This is a genomic window from Actinomyces gaoshouyii, assembly GCF_002072175.1.
In the GTDB taxonomy this organism is placed as follows: domain Bacteria; phylum Actinomycetota; class Actinomycetes; order Actinomycetales; family Actinomycetaceae; genus Actinomyces; species Actinomyces gaoshouyii.
In genome coordinates, this window is the sequence record NZ_MVIV01000007.1 from 125,872 (window position 1) to 141,990 (window position 16,119).

General features: G+C 70.3%; 13 protein-coding genes, 3 tRNA genes and 1 pseudogene. 11 read left to right on the forward strand and 6 right to left on the reverse strand.

Annotated features, from left to right (window positions below):
* Positions 1-20: 20 nt before the first annotated feature.
* The gene (locus tag B1H50_RS07465) at positions 21-1,556 is read right to left on the reverse strand and encodes an alanine/glycine:cation symporter family protein (RefSeq protein WP_080463150.1); all 1,536 of its coding nucleotides are present in this window, start codon (positions 1,554-1,556) and stop codon (positions 21-23) included.
* Positions 1,557-1,718: 162 nt separating this feature from the next.
* Here B1H50_RS07465 and B1H50_RS07470 point away from each other — a divergent pair, with 162 nt between their 5' ends.
* Entirely contained in the window at positions 1,719-4,382 is a 2,664-nt protein-coding gene (locus B1H50_RS07470) for a DEAD/DEAH box helicase (RefSeq protein WP_080463176.1), read from the forward strand.
* On the opposite strand, the pseudogene B1H50_RS07475 reads toward B1H50_RS07470, so the two are convergent.
* Positions 4,348-5,225 (reverse strand): annotated as a pseudogene (locus tag B1H50_RS07475) (LacI family DNA-binding transcriptional regulator). The gene B1H50_RS07470 and the pseudogene B1H50_RS07475 overlap by 35 nt on opposite strands.
* A 272-nt stretch (positions 5,226-5,497) precedes the next feature.
* Here B1H50_RS07475 and B1H50_RS07480 point away from each other — a divergent pair.
* Positions 5,498-7,177, forward strand: a complete 1,680-nt coding sequence (locus tag B1H50_RS07480) for a carboxylesterase/lipase family protein (protein ID WP_080463152.1) — start codon at positions 5,498-5,500, stop codon at positions 7,175-7,177.
* A 42-nt stretch (positions 7,178-7,219) separates the two neighbouring features.
* Here the strand turns inward: B1H50_RS07480 and B1H50_RS07485 are convergent, their stop codons facing one another.
* Positions 7,220-7,681, reverse strand: a complete 462-nt coding sequence (locus B1H50_RS07485) for a hypothetical protein (protein ID WP_188640739.1) — start codon at positions 7,679-7,681, stop codon at positions 7,220-7,222.
* Positions 7,671-8,672 (reverse strand): homocysteine S-methyltransferase, encoded by a 1,002-nt coding sequence (gene mmuM / locus B1H50_RS07490; protein ID WP_080463153.1) that lies wholly within the window; start codon positions 8,670-8,672, stop codon positions 7,671-7,673. The genes B1H50_RS07485 and mmuM overlap by 11 nt, the downstream gene beginning before the upstream one ends.
* A 189-nt stretch (positions 8,673-8,861) precedes the next feature.
* Between mmuM and B1H50_RS07495 the strand changes: the two genes are divergently transcribed.
* Positions 8,862-10,244, forward strand: a complete 1,383-nt coding sequence (locus tag B1H50_RS07495; RefSeq protein ID WP_080463178.1) for an amino acid permease — start codon at positions 8,862-8,864, stop codon at positions 10,242-10,244.
* Between the two features lie 46 nt (positions 10,245-10,290).
* On the opposite strand, the gene B1H50_RS07500 is transcribed toward B1H50_RS07495, so the two are convergent.
* On the reverse strand, positions 10,291-10,674 hold the full coding sequence (locus tag B1H50_RS07500) for a YccF domain-containing protein (protein WP_080463154.1): 384 nt from the start codon (positions 10,672-10,674) through the stop codon (positions 10,291-10,293).
* A gap of 90 nt (positions 10,675-10,764) precedes the next feature.
* Entirely contained in the window at positions 10,765-11,685 is a 921-nt protein-coding gene (locus tag B1H50_RS07505; protein ID WP_080463155.1) for an ATP-grasp domain-containing protein, read from the reverse strand.
* A 166-nt stretch (positions 11,686-11,851) separates the two neighbouring features.
* On the opposite strand from B1H50_RS07505, the gene pip reads away from it, so the two are divergent.
* The 8 genes from pip (at position 11,852) to B1H50_RS07545 (ending at position 16,070) form a co-directional block, all read left to right on the forward strand.
* Complete coding sequence (pip, locus tag B1H50_RS07510) at positions 11,852-12,985, forward strand: prolyl aminopeptidase (RefSeq protein ID WP_229657977.1); 1,134 nt, start codon at positions 11,852-11,854, stop codon at positions 12,983-12,985.
* 116 nt (positions 12,986-13,101) lie between these two features.
* A tRNA-Lys gene (locus B1H50_RS07515) sits at positions 13,102-13,175 on the forward strand.
* A gap of 37 nt (positions 13,176-13,212) precedes the next feature.
* Positions 13,213-13,286 (forward strand) — tRNA-Lys (locus tag B1H50_RS07520).
* Positions 13,287-13,647: 361 nt separating this feature from the next.
* Entirely contained in the window at positions 13,648-13,815 is a 168-nt protein-coding gene (locus tag B1H50_RS09830) for a hypothetical protein (RefSeq protein WP_164505186.1), read from the forward strand.
* A 56-nt stretch (positions 13,816-13,871) separates the two neighbouring features.
* Positions 13,872-14,348, forward strand: a complete 477-nt coding sequence (gene bcp, locus B1H50_RS07530) for a thioredoxin-dependent thiol peroxidase (RefSeq protein WP_080463157.1) — start codon at positions 13,872-13,874, stop codon at positions 14,346-14,348.
* Between the two features lie 110 nt (positions 14,349-14,458).
* Positions 14,459-14,540: transfer RNA gene (locus B1H50_RS07535), tRNA-Leu, on the forward strand.
* A 22-nt stretch (positions 14,541-14,562) separates the two neighbouring features.
* Entirely contained in the window at positions 14,563-15,351 is a 789-nt protein-coding gene (rph, locus tag B1H50_RS07540; protein ID WP_080463159.1) for a ribonuclease PH, read from the forward strand.
* Positions 15,352-15,353: 2 nt separating this feature from the next.
* Entirely contained in the window at positions 15,354-16,070 is a 717-nt protein-coding gene (locus tag B1H50_RS07545) for a non-canonical purine NTP pyrophosphatase (RefSeq protein WP_080463160.1), read from the forward strand.
* Positions 16,071-16,119 lie beyond the last annotated feature (49 nt).

Sequence of the window (16,119 nt, forward strand, 5' to 3'; positions counted from 1 at the left end):
TCATGAGTCCTCTTCGTTCGTCAGGAACAGTGCTCGGCGCCGGTCGAGGCGGCCGGCTGGGTCGATCGGGGTGAGGGGACGGCGTCGTCGCGCGAGGCCCACACGTCGCCGGGGACGTCTCCGGGCAGGTGGGGGTTGCCGCGCCCCACGAAGACCGGCTCGGCGATTCCGGCGCGGATCTGGGCCTCGTAGTCGCGCAGGGCGCCCACGCCCCAGCGCACGAGCCAGAGCAGGGCCGCGAGGTTGGTGAGCGTCATAATGGCCATGGCGATGTCGACGGCGTTCCACACCACGTCGAGGGTGAGGATGGCACCGGCGGAGGCCGAGACCACGGAGAGCACGCGCACCGTCCAGCTCGCCCAGCGCCGGGGCCCCACGAGGTACTCCATATTGACGTCGGAGTACACGTAGGCGGCGATGATGGAGGAGTAGGCGAGCACGAAGATGAGCACCGCCATGGGCGCCACGGCCCAACCGCCCAACTCGTGGGCGATGGCCAGGGTGGTCAGCGTCGCGGGATTGGCGTCCGGGGAGGACCAGACCTCGGGCCCGGCGATGAGGATGACGAAGGCGGTGGCCGTGCACACGATGATCGTGTCCACGAAGACGCCGAGGGACTGGATGAGCCCCTGCTGGACGGGGTGGGCGACGGTGGCGGTGGCAGCGGCGTTGGGGGCGGTGCCCTGACCGGCCTCATTGGAGAACAGGCCCCGCTTGGTGCCATTGACGACGGCGGCGAGGATGCCTCCGCCCAGGCCCCCGGCGATGGGCTCGGGGGCGAAGGCGGCGCGCACGATCTGGCCCAGGACGTCGACGAACTCGTGGATATTGGTCAGGCAGATGAGGGCGACGAGGACGATGTAGATGAGGGCCATGATCGGGGCCATCCACTCGGTCACGCGTGCCACGGCCCGCACCCCGCCGAAGACGACCATCGCGGTGAACACGAAGATGAGGGCGGCGACGACGAGCTGGGCGGATGTCAGTCCCCCGACGCCGGGCAGCGGGGCGGCGTCGTCCGCGTCGAAGGCCGCCAGAAGGGTTCCCGCGACCGAGTTCGACTGCACCGAAGTGATGATGAACCCGCAGGTGACCAGGGAGATGATGGAGAAGACGACGGCGAGGGGGCGGCTTCCCATCCCCCTGGTCATGTAGAAGGCGGGTCCACCGCGGAAGGCCCCGTCGGCGGAGCGGACCTTGAATACCTGCGCGAGGGTCGCCTCGAAGAAGGCCGTGGCCATACCGACCAGCGCCACCACCCACATCCAGAAGATCGCGCCGGGCCCTCCCATGAGGAGGGCAGCGGCCACGCCGAAAACGTTGCCGATCCCCACGCGCGCGGCCAGCGATATCGCGAAGGCCTGGAAGGAGGAGATGCCGCCGTCGGCGCCACTGCGCGCGCCCCGCACCTGCCGGATCATGGAGCCCAGGTGGCGGAGCTGAACGCCCCGGGTGGCGATGGTCAGGATGAGGCCCGTGCCGACCAGCACCCACATGGTGATGTGGGCGGTGATCCAGTCGGCGATCTCCTGGAGGTTCGCCGCGAGTGCGTCCATGCTGCGCCTTCCGCTGATTATGGGAATGCCGGGCATGCTCTCATGAAGCGACCCCTGCGCGAAGCGCCGTGCCGGATTCTGGGCCGAAGCGCGCTGGATCCCGTGTGGGACGATGGCGCCATGTCCACCGGCACCGCTCCCCCGGCCCCCGCACTCAACGCGATGCTCGATGCGCTCATCCCGGCCGATGAACCGCAGCGCGTGCCTGAGCCGGAGGAGGTCTACCTCGCCTTCACCGAGTGGGCCGAGGAGACCGGGCGCCCGCTCTACCCCCACCAGGACGAGGCGCTGAGCCAGATCCTGGACGGGCGCCACGTCATCGCCGCGACCCCCACGGGCTCGGGCAAGTCAATGATCGCGCTGGCGGCCCACACCGCCTCGCTGGCCCGGGGCGGGCGCTCCTACTACACCGCGCCCCTCAAGGCCCTGGTGAGTGAGAAGTTCTTCGAGCTCGTGCGGCTCTTCGGCGCGGACAATGTCGGCATGGTCACCGGGGACACCTCGATCAACGCCGCCGCCCCCATCATCTGCTGCACGGCGGAGATCCTGGCCAACCAGTCCCTGCGCGAGGGCGAGGCCATGGACGTGGACTGCGTCATCATGGACGAGTTCCACTACTACGCCGACCCGCAACGGGGTTGGGCCTGGCAGGTGCCGCTGCTGGAGTTGCCCCAGGCCCAGATGGTGCTGCTGTCGGCCACGCTGGGAGACGTGAGCTTCTTCGTCAAGGACATGAGGGAGCGCACAGGCCGGGAGGTCGCCGTCATCGAAGGGGCTGAGCGACCGGTGCCCCTGGAGATGGAGTACGTCGTCGAGCCGATCGGTGAGCTGCTCCAGCGCTTGGTCCAGCAGCACAAGGCCCCGGTCTACGTCGTCCACTTCTCCCAGAAGGAGGCGATCGAGCGGGCCACCTCGCTGCTCAGCGTGGACCTCGTCCCCAAGTCACGCAAGAAGGAGGTGGCTGCGGCGCTGGGCTCCTTCCGGTTCGGACCGGGTTTCGGTGCCACGCTCTCGCGCCTGCTGCGCGCCGGCATCGGGGTGCACCACGCCGGGATGCTGCCGCGCTACCGCAGGCTGGTCGAGCGTCTGGCGCGTGAGGGCCTGCTGAGCGTCATCTGCGGCACGGACACCTTGGGAGTGGGCATCAACGTCCCCATCCGCTCAGTGGTGCTGACCTCCCTGGTCAAGTTCGACGGCGCCAAGGAGCGCCACCTCACGGCGCGCGAGTTCCACCAGATCGCCGGCCGTGCGGGCCGCGCCGGCTTCGACACCCGCGGCTACGTGGTCGTCCAGGCTCCCGAGCACGTGATCGAGAACGCCAGGGCCCTGGCCAAGGCCGGAGACGACGAGCGCAAGCGCCGCAAGATCGTGCGCAAGGCTGCTCCCGAGGGCCGGGTCAACTGGACGGACAAGACCTTCGAGCGCCTGCGGGACGCCCAGCCCGAGACGCTGACGAGCCAGTTCCAGGTCACTACCACCATGGTCCTGGGCCTCATGGAGCGCGACGGCGATCCCGTGGCGGCAATGGCCCAGCTGCTCTCACGCGTCCACGAGAGCGAGGCGATGAGGCGCAAGCACGTACGCCGTGCGATCGACATCTACCTCTCGCTGCGCACGGCCGGGGTGCTCACCCACGTCTCATCCGCCCAGGCCCGGTCGGATGGCCGCCCACGCCTGCGCCTGGCGGTGGACCTGCCTGACGACTTCGCTCTCAACCAGCCCCTCGCCCCCTTCGCTCTGGCGGCCATGGACCTGCTGGGCGTGGACTCCCCCGAGCACACGGTGGACGTCGTCAGCGTCGTCGAGGCGACTCTGGACGACCCGCGCCCCTTGCTCTATGCCCAGCAGCGACAGGCCCGTGGCGAGGCGATCGCCGCGATGAAGGCCGAGGTCCTGGACTATGACGAGCGCATGGCCGCGCTGGAGGAGGTCACCTGGCCCCAGCCCCTGGCTGAGCTCCTGGCTCCCGCGCTGGAGATGTACAAGCAGTCCAACCCCTGGATCGCCGAGTACGAGCTGCGTCCCAAGTCCGTGGTGCGGGACATGGTGGAGTCAGCGATGACCTTCTCCGACCTGGTCTCGCGCTATGAGCTGGGCCGCAGCGAGGGAGTCCTCCTGCGCTACCTCACTGACGCCTACCGGGCGCTGCGCCAGGTGGTCCCCGAGGAGCACCGCACTGAGGAGGTCTCCGCCCTTATCGACTGGCTGGGGAACCTGGTGCGTGCGGTTGACTCCTCCCTGCTGGACGAGTGGGAGGCGCTGGGCGCCGCCCAGGCCGGCCGTGCCGAGCTGGCGGCCGGGATCCTGGAAGGCGACTGCCCCGGCGAGGACGACTCGATCGGCGTCGAGCGCGCCTTCGGGGCGGACGAGAACGGCAAGGTGGCCTTCAGCCGCAACCTCCACGCCTTCCGCGTGGCGGTGCGCAAGGAGATGTTCCGTCGCGTCGAGCTCATGGCGCGCGACGACGTCGAGGCCCTAGGACGCCTGGACACCTCCTCCGGCTGGGGCGAGGATCGGTGGGACGACGTCCTGGCCCGCTACTGGGACGAGTACGACTGGATCGGCACCGACACGGCCGCGCGCGCGGTCGTGCTGGCCCCGCTCGACGAGGCCCCGAGCTCCACGGACCTGGCGGCGGCCGGGGTCTCCGACCGTCTCATCGAGGCCTTCGCCAGGAGCGGCCGTACCGTGTGGCTGGCTACCCAGGTGCTGGAGGACCCAGACGGGGACCACGACTGGCGGCTGACCGCACTTGTCGACCTGGCCGAGTGCGACCAGGCGGACAGGGCCGTCATCCACCTGCTGAGCGTGGGCCCGCAGAAGTAGGCGCCTGCGTGGACTCGCGCACCACGAGCTCAGGCGCGAAGGTGATGTGCTGGATCGCCGAGCCGTCGGAGAGCAGCAGGTCCGCTGCGGCCCGGCCAATCTCACGCATGGGCTGGTGCACGCTGGTCAGCGGCGTGATGAGCTCGGAGGCGATGGCGACGCGTCGTAGCCCACGATCGCCACGTCCTGGGGGATGCGCAGGCCGCGGTCACGAATGACGCGCATGGCTCCGATGGCCATCTGGTCGTTGGCACAGAACAGGGCCGTGGGGGGCTCGGGATCATCCAGCAGCCGGGCCGCTCCGACCGCGCCGGCGTCTGCGCAGTAGCTCGCGCCCTCGTGCACCGCCTCGACCTCCACCAGGACCTTGTCCGAAATCGCTGGGTGGTCCATCAGCACCACCCGGATGCCGCGGCCGGCGAGCACGGCCAGGTTGTCCAGTGTGAAGGCCGAAGGGGTGACGATGACGCCGCGCACGTCCAGACCGGCCAGCACGCTCATGAGCTCGCGGTCGCGGTGGGGATCAGAGTCCGTGGAGCCAACCATGGGCACGCGCCCGTCCTGACGCAGCCGGTCCTCAATCCCGCGGGCCGCCTCGGTGAAGAAGGGGTTGGAGATGTCGTGGACGAGAACTCCGGTCAGGGAGGACCCGCCGTGCCGCAGGCGCCTGGCCGTCTCGGAGCGGACGAAGCCGAGCTCCTTGATGGCGGCGCCGTCGCCACGGTCCTGGACCTGTCCCAGCAGCTCGCCGGTGCTCCCGGCCGCGGGCACGGTGCGCCTGTGGGCGCGAGCCGAGCCGCCCGTACCCGGGTTCTTCGGCTCGCAGGTACCTGACACCCTCATCCTGGGCCTGAGCGACGACGAGGGCGCCCACGAGCTGGCCGCCTGGACGGCCGCTTCCTGTCCAGCGAGGTGGCCGGTGGCTTTACCGGCCGCATGATCGGAGTGCGCGCGCTGGCCGGCCGTACCCGTATCCGGTCGCTGACCTACACCGCGATCTAGCACGCGCTGCCCCAGGCAGCCATCCGACGGCGCCGCCCTCCTACAGTGGAGCGCGGCGTCGTCGGCCACCCCAGCACCGACGCAACCTGGCCGCTCACTCACAAGGACCTGCCATGCCCCAGTCACCGCTCACCGACCGCTCCACCACGGTGTCACCCGCCTGGGCGATCCACCCCGCCTCCACCCCGATCGCCGCCCCCACCGGCGAGGCGGGCCCCGTGGTCAGCGCGCCAGCCGGCACCCTGCGTGGGGTCTGGCGTCAGGTCGCACTCCCGCCCGGTGCCACGGCGGTCTATGACCGCTCGGCCGCCTTCTACAACATCCCCTACGCTCAGCCGCCGGTGGGCCCGCGACGCTTCATGGCACCCGTGCGCGCCGAGCGCTGGCAGGGCGTACGCGAGGCGGCCCTGCCCGGCCCCACGCCTCAGCGTCGTCCCTTCGGGGTGACCACCGCGATCCCTGAGCCCAGCGTGAGCGGTGAAGAGGTCCTCAACGTCTTCACTCCCGATCCCTCCTCGGAAGCCCGGCTGCCGGTCCTGGTGTGGATCTACGGCGGCGGCTTCTTCGCCGGCAGCCACAACAGCCCGTACTACGACGGCGCCGCCTTCAACCGCGACGCAGTGGTGACGGTCAGCCTGTCCTACCGTCTGGGCATGGACGGCTTCGGCTGGGTGCCGGACTCCGACGCGCCGGTCAACCGCGGCATCCTGGACCAGGTCATGGCGCTGGAGTGGGTTCGCGAGAACATCGCTGCCTTCGGTGGGGCCCCAGGGCGCGTCACCATCGCCGGTCAGAGCGCAGGCGGAGCGAGCGTGCTCGCGCTGCTGACCGCTCCATGCGCTCGCGGCCTGTTCAGCGCCGCAATCTGCCAGTCCGGTGGGACGACGGCGGCCACTCTCGCCGATGCTCGTGCCGTGGCCACACGCGAGGCCGAGCTCGCAGGCGTGCCAGCCACGCTGGCCGGCTGGCGCAGCCTGACCGAGGAGGAGGTGCTCGACGTCGCAGCCACGCTGGGCACCGAGTTCCCGCTCTTTGACATCGACCTGGGTCCTGAAGGGCTGGCGCCCTTCCTGCGGCTTCCTCGCACGATGTCACGCACCTTCATGCCGGTGGTCGACGGCGAGGTCCTGCCACAGGCGACCTTCGAGGCGGTGCGCGCTGGAGCAGGTCACCAGGTCCCGCTGCTCATTGGCGGAGTGACCCATGAGATGACGCTCATTGGTCACGCGCTGGCCGAGCCCCTGGCACGGCTGTGCGGTAGTGCGGAGCAGGTGAGCGTGGACCGCCTGCTGGCTGAAGCCGGCCTGGAGCCGGTCGAAGTCAAGGCCTTTCACGCGGCCTATCCCGAGCTGACGGGACGCCCCGACGCCGATCTCGTGGGCGCGGGGCAAGTCATCTCCGACTATCTCTTCCGGCTGCCCGCGCTAGAGGTGGTGCGCCTGCGCGCCGCGGATCGAGAGACAGCAGGACGGACCTGGCTCTACGACTTCGCCTGGGGCTCGACCCTCCCGGGACCGGGCGCGGGCCTGGCCGGGCACTGCCAGGAGGTTCCCTTCGTCTTCGACTGCCTGGCCCACCCTCACGCCGACGGCGTCCAGGGCCCGCAACGTCCCCAGGCCCTGGCCACGGTGGCGCACGCCGACTGGATGGGGTTCCTCCGTCACGGCGACCCCGGCTGGCAGCCGTGGGCACGCTCGTGCACCGGCCGCACCTACGGCGGGCCCAAGGCGCCCGAGGGAGCCAGCGACGGCGAGGTCTTCAGCTGGGACTTCCACCTGCTTCAGCGGGGCTGAAGAAACGCCGGCCCGTGCGACCGAGGTGGCCAGCCACAGCCTTTAACCCACCACCAGCACCACTCGCTGGTACCGGGTCAGCGCCGGCACGCCGTCGTCCGTCCCCTCGACCACGAGGTGGATCTCCTGGCCAGGCTCAGCCTCCTGTGGAACCAAGACGACGGCGCCGCCCTGGCCGTCGTCGTCCACGGCGGGCGCCACAGGGCAGGGCCTCGGTCCCGCCTCGGGGTAGGACCACCAACGCAGGGCAACAGCATCGCCATCGGGGTCGGTGGCCTCAGCCTGGAGCCGTAGCCGCTCGCCAGCCCGGACCGCACGCCGCAGCCCGCCTTCCGGGCACTGCTCGCGCGAGGGCCCGCCGACGACGCTGACCACCGGTGGGTGGTTCGCGTCCTCGAAGCGGGGCGTGACCGACCAGGCCAGTCGGGAAGCGAAGTCGTGCTGGGCCGCACGCCACCAGCGCGTGGCGTGGTACTCCGCAGGCGCCTCACCCTCAGCGAGCATCGACGAGCCCGCGCAGCACCGCAGTGTCGGCGGGCGTCGTCCGGCAGCAGCCGCCGATGAGGCGCGCGCCTGCCTCCCCCCAGTCCGGCGCCTGGGCGGTGAAGCGCTGGTCGGGGGCGGCAGAGGTCCAGGTCTTCGTGCTCGGGTGGTAGATGTCCCCGGAATTGGGGTAGGCGACCAATGGCTTGGCGGTCACGCTCCCGAGAACGCCCAGCGCGGGCGTGACCGCGCTAGGCGCGACGCAGTTGATGCCGACGGCGGCCACGCCGGGCTCGACATCGGCCCATGCCCCGACCTCGGCGAGCGGGGTGCCATCGGCCAGGCGCTCGCCGTCGTCCTCCGTCTGGAAGGAGACCCAGCACTCGCTGCCAGGGGCGATCCGGCCGAGCTGCCTGACGATCCACTGGGCCTCGTCGAGCCGGGGCTGGGTCTCGACGGCAAAGAGCCGGATGCCCTCGCCGGCCAGCGCCTCGATGCGCGGGATGTGGACGGCCTCGAAGTCGGGCGCTTGGAGGGCGTAGGCGCCGGTGTACTCCGATCCGTCGGCAAGGTAGGCGCCGTAGGGCCCGAGGCTCCCGGCGACGAGCGCCGCCCGATCAGGGCGCTCCTGCGAGAAGCGCTCGGCCGTCTCCAGGGCGATGCGGGCGCTGGAGGCGATGGCGCCCCGGGCCTCGGGCTCGCTCAACCCTGAGCGCATGAGAGCGGGCAGGGCAGCCTGGTAGGAGTTGGTGGTGATGACGCGCGCGCCCGCGCGCAGATAGGATTCGTGGACGGCCGCCACGGCCTCCGGCGCGGTGACGAGGGCGAGGGCGGACCACAGTTCCTGGGCGGTGGGGATGCCGCGCGCGTCGAGCTCGGTGCCCATCGCGCCGTCGAGGACAAGAGGGCCCTCGCGCAGAGCCCGGGCCAGCGGGGAGACATCGGCGTTGTCGTGGGCGCTTCCGGCAGCGCTTCGGCCAGGGCTGCTCGGGCGGGTCGAGGTGGCCTCCATGCCGGGAGCCTACTGCCCGCCATCGGCGGCCCGCGCCGCTCGGCCCGCTTCGCGAGATGCGCCGTCAGCGTCTCTGACCTGCCCGATAGCGTCTCCGCCATGCCCAGCGACGACTCCTCCCCCAGCCGACCCCTGGCCGCATCGGATCAGACCGCCGCCGAGGGACGCATCGATGCCCTCGAGAGACGCATGAGCAAGCGGCACCTCATGATGATCAGCTTCGGCGGGGTCATCGGCACGGGCCTGTTCCTGTCCACCGGGTACACGATCAACCAGGCGGGGCCCTTCGGGACCGTCCTGGCCTACTCGATCGGCGCTGTCATCGTGTACCTGGTGATGATGTGCCTGGGCGAGTTGAGCGTAGCGATGCCCTTCACCGGGGCCTTCCACGTCTACGCTCGCCGCTTCATCGGGCCGGCGACGGGCTTCGTGACGGCAGTGCTGTACTGGCTGACGTGGACGGTGGCACTGGGCAGCGAGTTCACGGGGGCGGCTATCATCATGAACGGCTGGTTCCCGGGGGTGCCTGTATGGGTATGGGCGGCGCTGTTCATCGTGCTCATCCTCGTGCTCAACATGCTCTCGGTGCGCGTCTTCGCCGAGGCGGAGACGCTGCTGTCCGGGGTGAAGGTCGTGGCGATCATCCTGTTCATCGTCCTGGGCGCTGCGGCAGTGGTGGGCCTGCTGCCCTATGACGGCAGTGGGGCGGGGAGCTCGGGCGGTGGGGGCTCCAGTGGCACAGGCGGCGCGGCACCGCTGCTGTCGAACCTCACCGGCGATGGTTTCCTCCCCAATGGCCTCGGCGCGGTGTTCACCACGATCCTCGCGGTCAACTTCGCCTTCTCGGGCACCGAGCTCATCGGCATCACCGCGGGAGAGGTGAAGGATCCGGGCGCCACGATCCCCCGCGCGATCCACGCCACTCTGGCCCGGCTGGTTGTGTTCTTCATCGGCTCCATCGTCGTCATCGCGGCGCTCATCCCATGGGAGGACGCGGGCGTGGAGGAGAGCCCCTTCGTCACCGTCCTGGACGGGATTGGGATCCCCGGGGCCGGGGACATCATGAACGTCGTCATCCTGACGGCGATCCTGTCGGCGGCGAACTCGGGGCTCTACGCCTCGACCCGAATGCTGTGGTCCCTGGCGAACGAGGGGACCCTGCCGAAGGCGCTGGCGCGCACGAACCGCTTCGGCGTGCCCGCCCTGGCGATGGGCCTGTCCATGGTCGGGGGCCTGGCCGCGCTCCTGACCTCGGTGCACGCGGCCTCGACGGTCTATCTCGTGCTGGTGTCGGTCTCGGGCCTGGCCGTGGTGCTCGTGTGGGTGGCGATCTCGGCCTCGCACCTGTCGTTCCGGCGCAGGTGGGTGGCCGAGGGGCGCAGCGCTGGGGAGCTGGCGTATCGGGCGCCGGGATACCCATGGGTGCCGATCGCGGCACTGGTATTGGCAACGGCGTCGTGCCTGCTCATCGTCTTCGACCCGGTTCAGCGTCCGGCCCTGGGGATCACAGCGGTCTTCCTGGCGGTGTGCTACGGGGGCTATTGGTCAGCGGCTCGCCGCGTCAGCCTCTGATCGGATCGGGGATCGGCGCGCCGCTCGGGCACCTGGATCGGCGGCCTCAGAGGAGACCGCGCCCGGGGACGACCCGCTTGCCGAAGGGGAAGCAGGTGACGGGGATGAGCTTGATATTGGCGATGGCCAGGGGGATCCCGATGATCGTGACGGCCTGGGCGAAGGCAGTGGTCACATGTCCGATGGCGAGCCACAGGCCGGCGATGAGGAACCAGATGACGTTGGACAGCCCGCTCATAACGCCGGCGCCCGGGCTGGGAACCACCTGGCGGCCGAAGGGCCACAGCACGTACCCGGCGATGCGGAAGCAGGCCACCCCGGCGGGGATGGTGATGATGAAGACGCAGGCGACGATCCCGGCGAGGATGTAGCCGAGGAAGAGCCACAAGCCGCCGAAGACGACCCAGATGATGTTGAGCAGCGTGCGCATGGCACAGTCCTACCACACCGGGCTCAGCACGCGAGGCACCCCAGGATCAGGCGGCCGCCCAACCGTGGAACGCCGCCCGGAGCGTCCCGGTCACCAGAAGACGCGCTGGGCGATGGCGTCGGCGAAGTTATTGAGGGCGTCGGGGGCCGAGCCCAGGTAGAGGCCGGCGTCGATGAGCGAGACCTCCATGAGGTAGAAGCCCCCCTGGCCGTCCTCGACGACGTCGACCCGGTTGAACAGCAACTGGATGTCGCGCCCGGAGCGTTCCTTGATGTGCTGGTGGATGGCCTTGCGCACGCGCTCGCCCCACAGCCACTCCTGCTCGCTGGGCTCGCGGGCCGTGACGATCTCTTCGTGGACCTCGTCCGTGGAGCGGAAGGAGGGATGCAGCATAGGGGCCTTCTCAACGGCGTGGGAGAGCACGCCGTTGAAGTAGACCAGGGAGAGCTCACCGCGGCGGTCCACCTCCTCGAGGTAGCGCTGCACCATGACCGTGCGGCCCCGCGAGAGGTGATGCATGGCGTCGTTGATGGCCTCCGAGCGCGATCCGGCGTCGATCGCCGTGTAACGCCCCGTGCCGCGGCCGCCCGAGGAGATGGCCGGCTTGACCACGAAGTCGCCGAATGCCGGGAAGCGGCAGTGCACCTGGTGCTTGGACAGCCCGGCATCGGGCTCCAGCCACAGGGTCGGGATCATGGGGGCGCCCAGCTCACTGAGGCGGCGCAAGTAGTGCTTATCCGCGTTCCAGGCGACCACGTCGGGATGGTTGGCCAGGCGCGGCACGGAACGCGTCCATGCCATGAAGCCCTCGTAGCGGTCGCTCTTGGCGTAGTCGCGCACGGAGCGCAGGACCACCATGTCCGACTCCCCCCAGTCCACGCCCGGCTCGTTCCACACGGCGATGCGCGGCTCGATGCCCCGCTCGCGCAGCGCGTCGGGCAGGGCGCGGTCATCCTCGTCGAGTCCCGGGAAGTCGGAGGAGGTCGCGAGGGTCACAATCGGCATGCTCACGGTCCCACCGTACCGCGCGCACGGCCCTAGGTCCCGCGTCCGGGGCTGTGAGAACCAACGAGATGATGAGCAATTCCCCTAGACCCGCTCCCAGCATCCCGCCACCGCCGCCGGCAGCGCACCCTCAGGAGCAGCCAGTGCCCCGCGCCGGCACCATAATGCCGCCATGAGCACCTTAGAGCGCACCAGTCCCAGCCCCCTGCCCACCGACGACGCTTCCCCTGCCGACGCCTCGCCGTCATCGGCCCTGCGCGGCTTCTACCCGGAGATCGAGCCCTACGCCACCGGCCTTCTCGAGGTGGGCGACGGCCAGAGCGTCTACTACGAGGAGTGCGGCAACCCAGCAGGCATCCCGGCGATCTTCGTCCATGGAGGCCCCGGCGGCGGCTGCTCACCGGCGCACCGGCGCTGCTTCGATCCGGAGAAGTACAGGATCATCCTGTTCGACCAGCGCGGCTGCGGGCGCTCCCTGCCCCACGCCTGGGAGCCGGAGGCGGACCTCACGGCGAACACCACCTGGCACCTCGTGGAGGACATGGAGCGCCTGCGCGCTCACCTGGGGGTCGAGTCCTGGCTCATCTTCGGCGGGTCCTGGGGATCCACCCTGGCCCTGGCCTACGCCGTCACGCACCCCGAGCGCGCGGCCGCCCTCGTCCTGCGCGGCATCTTCACCCTGCGCCAGCGCGAGCTCGACTGGTACTACGAGGCGGGCGGCGCGGACATGGTCTGGCCCGACGAGTGGGAGGCCTACACCGCGGCGGCCGGCGACGGCGTCGGCCCAGGCGGGTACATCGAGCGCTACCACGACCTTCTGACCAATCCAGACCCCGCCGTCCACGGCCCGGCGGCCATCGCCTGGACCACATGGGAGGCGGCGACCTCCACACTCCTGCGCGACCAGGGGCACATCGACGAGGTCCAGGACCCGGCCTTCGCCCTCACCTTCGCACGCATCGAGAACCACTACTTCGTCAACCACGGCTGGATGGACGACGGCGAGCTGCTCACCCGCGCCAGGACGCTGGCCGACCACGGCATCCCCGGGGTGATCGTCCAGGGTCGCTACGACATGTGCTGCCCCATCGGTACCGCCTGGGCCCTCCACCGCGCTTGGCCGGAGGCCGAGCTGCGCATCAGCCCCACCGCGGGTCACGCCTTCAACGAGCCCGAGACTCTCGACTCCCTCATCAGGGCCACCGATCGCTTCGCCACTGAACTTGCAGGACTCGCGGGACTCGCCGAGCTCCCCGGGTCGGCGGGGCCTGCGGCGCGGAAAGGCACCACCCCCGCTGAGACCTGAGATCTCAGGCACATCGAGGGTTTCGAACCGCTCTCGGCTGGACTCGCTCCGCGCCCCGGAGATACACTCTGTCTCCGTTGCCAAGCGCTCGCGCCTGACGATCATGACAATCCAATGCCTCCTTAGCTCAGTTGGTTAGAGCACCTGACTCTTAATCAGGGTGTCCAGGGTTCGAGTCCCTGAGGGGGTACGACGGCTACCGGCCCAGCCGGAAGCCGCTCACCAGAGCCTCCTTAGCTCAGTTGGTTAGAGCACCTGACTCTTAATCAGGGTGTCCAGGGTTCGAGTCCCTGAGGGGGTACGACGGCTACCGGCCCAGCCGGAGGCGTCGGCCACGCGAGTGGCTGATCACCGCTAGCTCAATTGGTAGAGCAGCTGACTCTTAATCAGCGGGTTCAAGGTTCGAGTCCTTGGCGGTGTACCACGTTTGGATCGGCGCGATGCCGCTGCGGGAATGAATACCGAGCGCACGCCGCCGTGCCGCGAGCGCCGAGGCGCCCTCCCCCGTGGAGAACCCTCCGGAAGCCCTGTGCCGTTCGCGCCCACCGTGACCATCCGCCGGAGCGCGCCAGCGCCGCCGAGCAGGTTCTCTGCCGTCCCTGCCCGCGCCCGGCATGAGGAGCCCTCGCAGAAGGGCTGAGATGAAGAAGAAGGAGAGAGCAATGACGAACATCATCAGCATCACCGCATCCCGCGAGGACGCCGAGCGCGAGCTCGCCGCGGCCCGCACCGAGGTCGCCTCCCTGGTCGCCACCGCATCCCCGGCCCGCCTCGAGCGGGCCCTGGAGCGCCTGCAGGCCGCCGAGGAGGCCCTGGACCTGGCCGCCTGAGGCCCGCCCCGCGGAAGAACAACGCCCAGCGTGGATAAAAGGACAGGAGACGGATCATGAGCCCCCTCGCCGTCGGGGACACAGCCCCTGACTTCTCACTGGCCGATGCCTACGGTGCCGAGGTCGGCCTCGCCGAGCTGCGCCAGAGGGCCGGTGCCGGCGTCGTCGTCTACTTCTACCCCCGCGCTTCCACGCCGGGCTGCACCAAGGAGGCCTGCGATTTCCGCGACTCCCTGGCCGCCTGGCGGGCCGCCGGCTACGAGGTGGTCGGCATCTCCCCCGACTCCCCCGCGGCCCTGGCGCGCTTCACCGAGAAGCAGTCCCTACCCTTCCCATTGCTGTCGGACCCCGATCACACCGTCATGGAGGCTTGGGGCGCCTGGGGCGAGAAGAAGAACTACGGGCGCGTCGTCACCGGCGTCATCCGCTCGACCGTCGTCGTGGACACCGCTGGGAAGGTCCTGCTGGCCAAGCACAACGTCAAGGCCACCGGGCACGTCGGCCGCCTGCGCGCCGAGCTCGGCATCGACTGAGACGGCGTCGAGCCCCAGCCGGTTGAGGCGGCGCCGCGCCCGGCGGGCCGGGGCCCGCCGGACCAACCGGGCCGCGGGGCGAGCGCCCGAGCGGGTAGGCTCGCCCCTGAGCGCGAGTGGCGGAATTGGTAGACGCCCCAGGTTTAGGTCCTGGTGCCTTCGGGCGTGAGGGTTCGAGTCCCTTCTCGCGCACTGCCCGGCTACCCTTATCCATGTGACTACGACTGTCTTCACCCGCAAGGATGGGCGCGCGACCGATGAGCTGCGCCCCGTGACCATCACTCGCCGTTGGCTCGATCATGCCGAGGGCAGCGTCCTGATCAGCTTCGGGCGCACTCGCGTGCTGTGCGCGGCGTCGTTCACCGAGGGCGTGCCGCGCTGGCGCAAGGGCAGCGGGGAGGGCTGGGTGACCGCCGAGTACGCGATGCTCCCCCGTGCCGGATCCGAGCGCAGCGGCCGCGAGTCCGTGCGCGGCAGGGTCGGCGGGCGCACCCACGAGATCTCCCGCCTCATCGGCCGCTCGCTGCGCGGCATCATCGATGTGGGCGCCCTGGGCGAGAACACCATCGCGCTGGATTGCGACGTCCTTCAGGCCGACGGCGGCACCCGCACCGCCGCGATCACCGGGGCCTACATCGCCCTGGCCGACGCCGTCGCCTGGGGCACCGAGCGCGGACTCATCAAGTCGCGAGCCGGACGGCCCGTGCTCGCCGACTCGCTGAGCGCCATCAGCGTCGGCATCATCGACGGCGTCCCCTGCCTCGACCTTCCCTACGAGGAGGACGTGCGCGCCCAGACCGACATGAACATCGTTCAGACCGGCGACGGGCGCTTCATCGAGGTCCAGGGCACCGCCGAGCACGCCCCCTTCGACCGCAGCGAGCTCAGCGCCCTGCTCGACCTGGCCGCCGCGGGCAACGCCGAGCTCGCCGCCCTCCAGCGCCGGGCCCTTGCCGAGCGCGCCGACGGGCCCGTGACGGTCTCGTCCGACACGGGGGCCTGACAATGGGCGTGACTCCCAGCAGCCGGCAATCTGCGGACTCCCCCGCCGTCGAGGTGCCATCCGGCGCCCGCCTCGTCCTGGCCACCCACAACGCCGGCAAGCTCGCCGAGCTGCGGGATATCCTGGCCCCGCTCGTGCCCGGGCTGGCACCCGGGGCTATCATCTCCGCCGCCGAGCTGAGAGCCCCCGAGCCGGTCGAGAACGGCCTCAGCTTCGCGGGGAACTCCCTCATCAAGGCGCGGGCTTTGGCCCAGGCCACCGGCCTGCCCGCCGTCGCCGACGACTCGGGGCTGTGCGTGGATGTCCTCGGCGGGGCGCCGGGGATCTTCTCCGCCCGCTGGTCCGGCCTCCACGGCGACGACGAGGCGAACCTGCGGCTCCTCCTGGACCAGATCAGCACCGTCGCCGACCCGCACCGCACCGCGCGCTTCACGTGCACCGCTGTGCTCGTCGTCCCCGGGGCCGGGGGCGAGACGGGGCGCGAGGAGATCATCGAGCGCTCGATGGAGGGCAGGCTCATCACCGAGCCCGTCGGCGAGGGAGGCTTCGGCTATGATCCGATCTTCATTCCCGCCAGTGAGGACGAGCCGGGGGCGGCAGGGCGCACGAGCGCTCAGTTGAGTCCGGCGGAGAAGAACGCGATCTCCCATCGGGGCCAGGCCTTCCGGGCCATGGCCCCCATCCTGGCCGACCTCCTGACTCATCATCTCCCCCAATGAGCGAGACCGGTTGAAAATAGGAGCGAGACCGGTCCGCGGACCGGTCTCG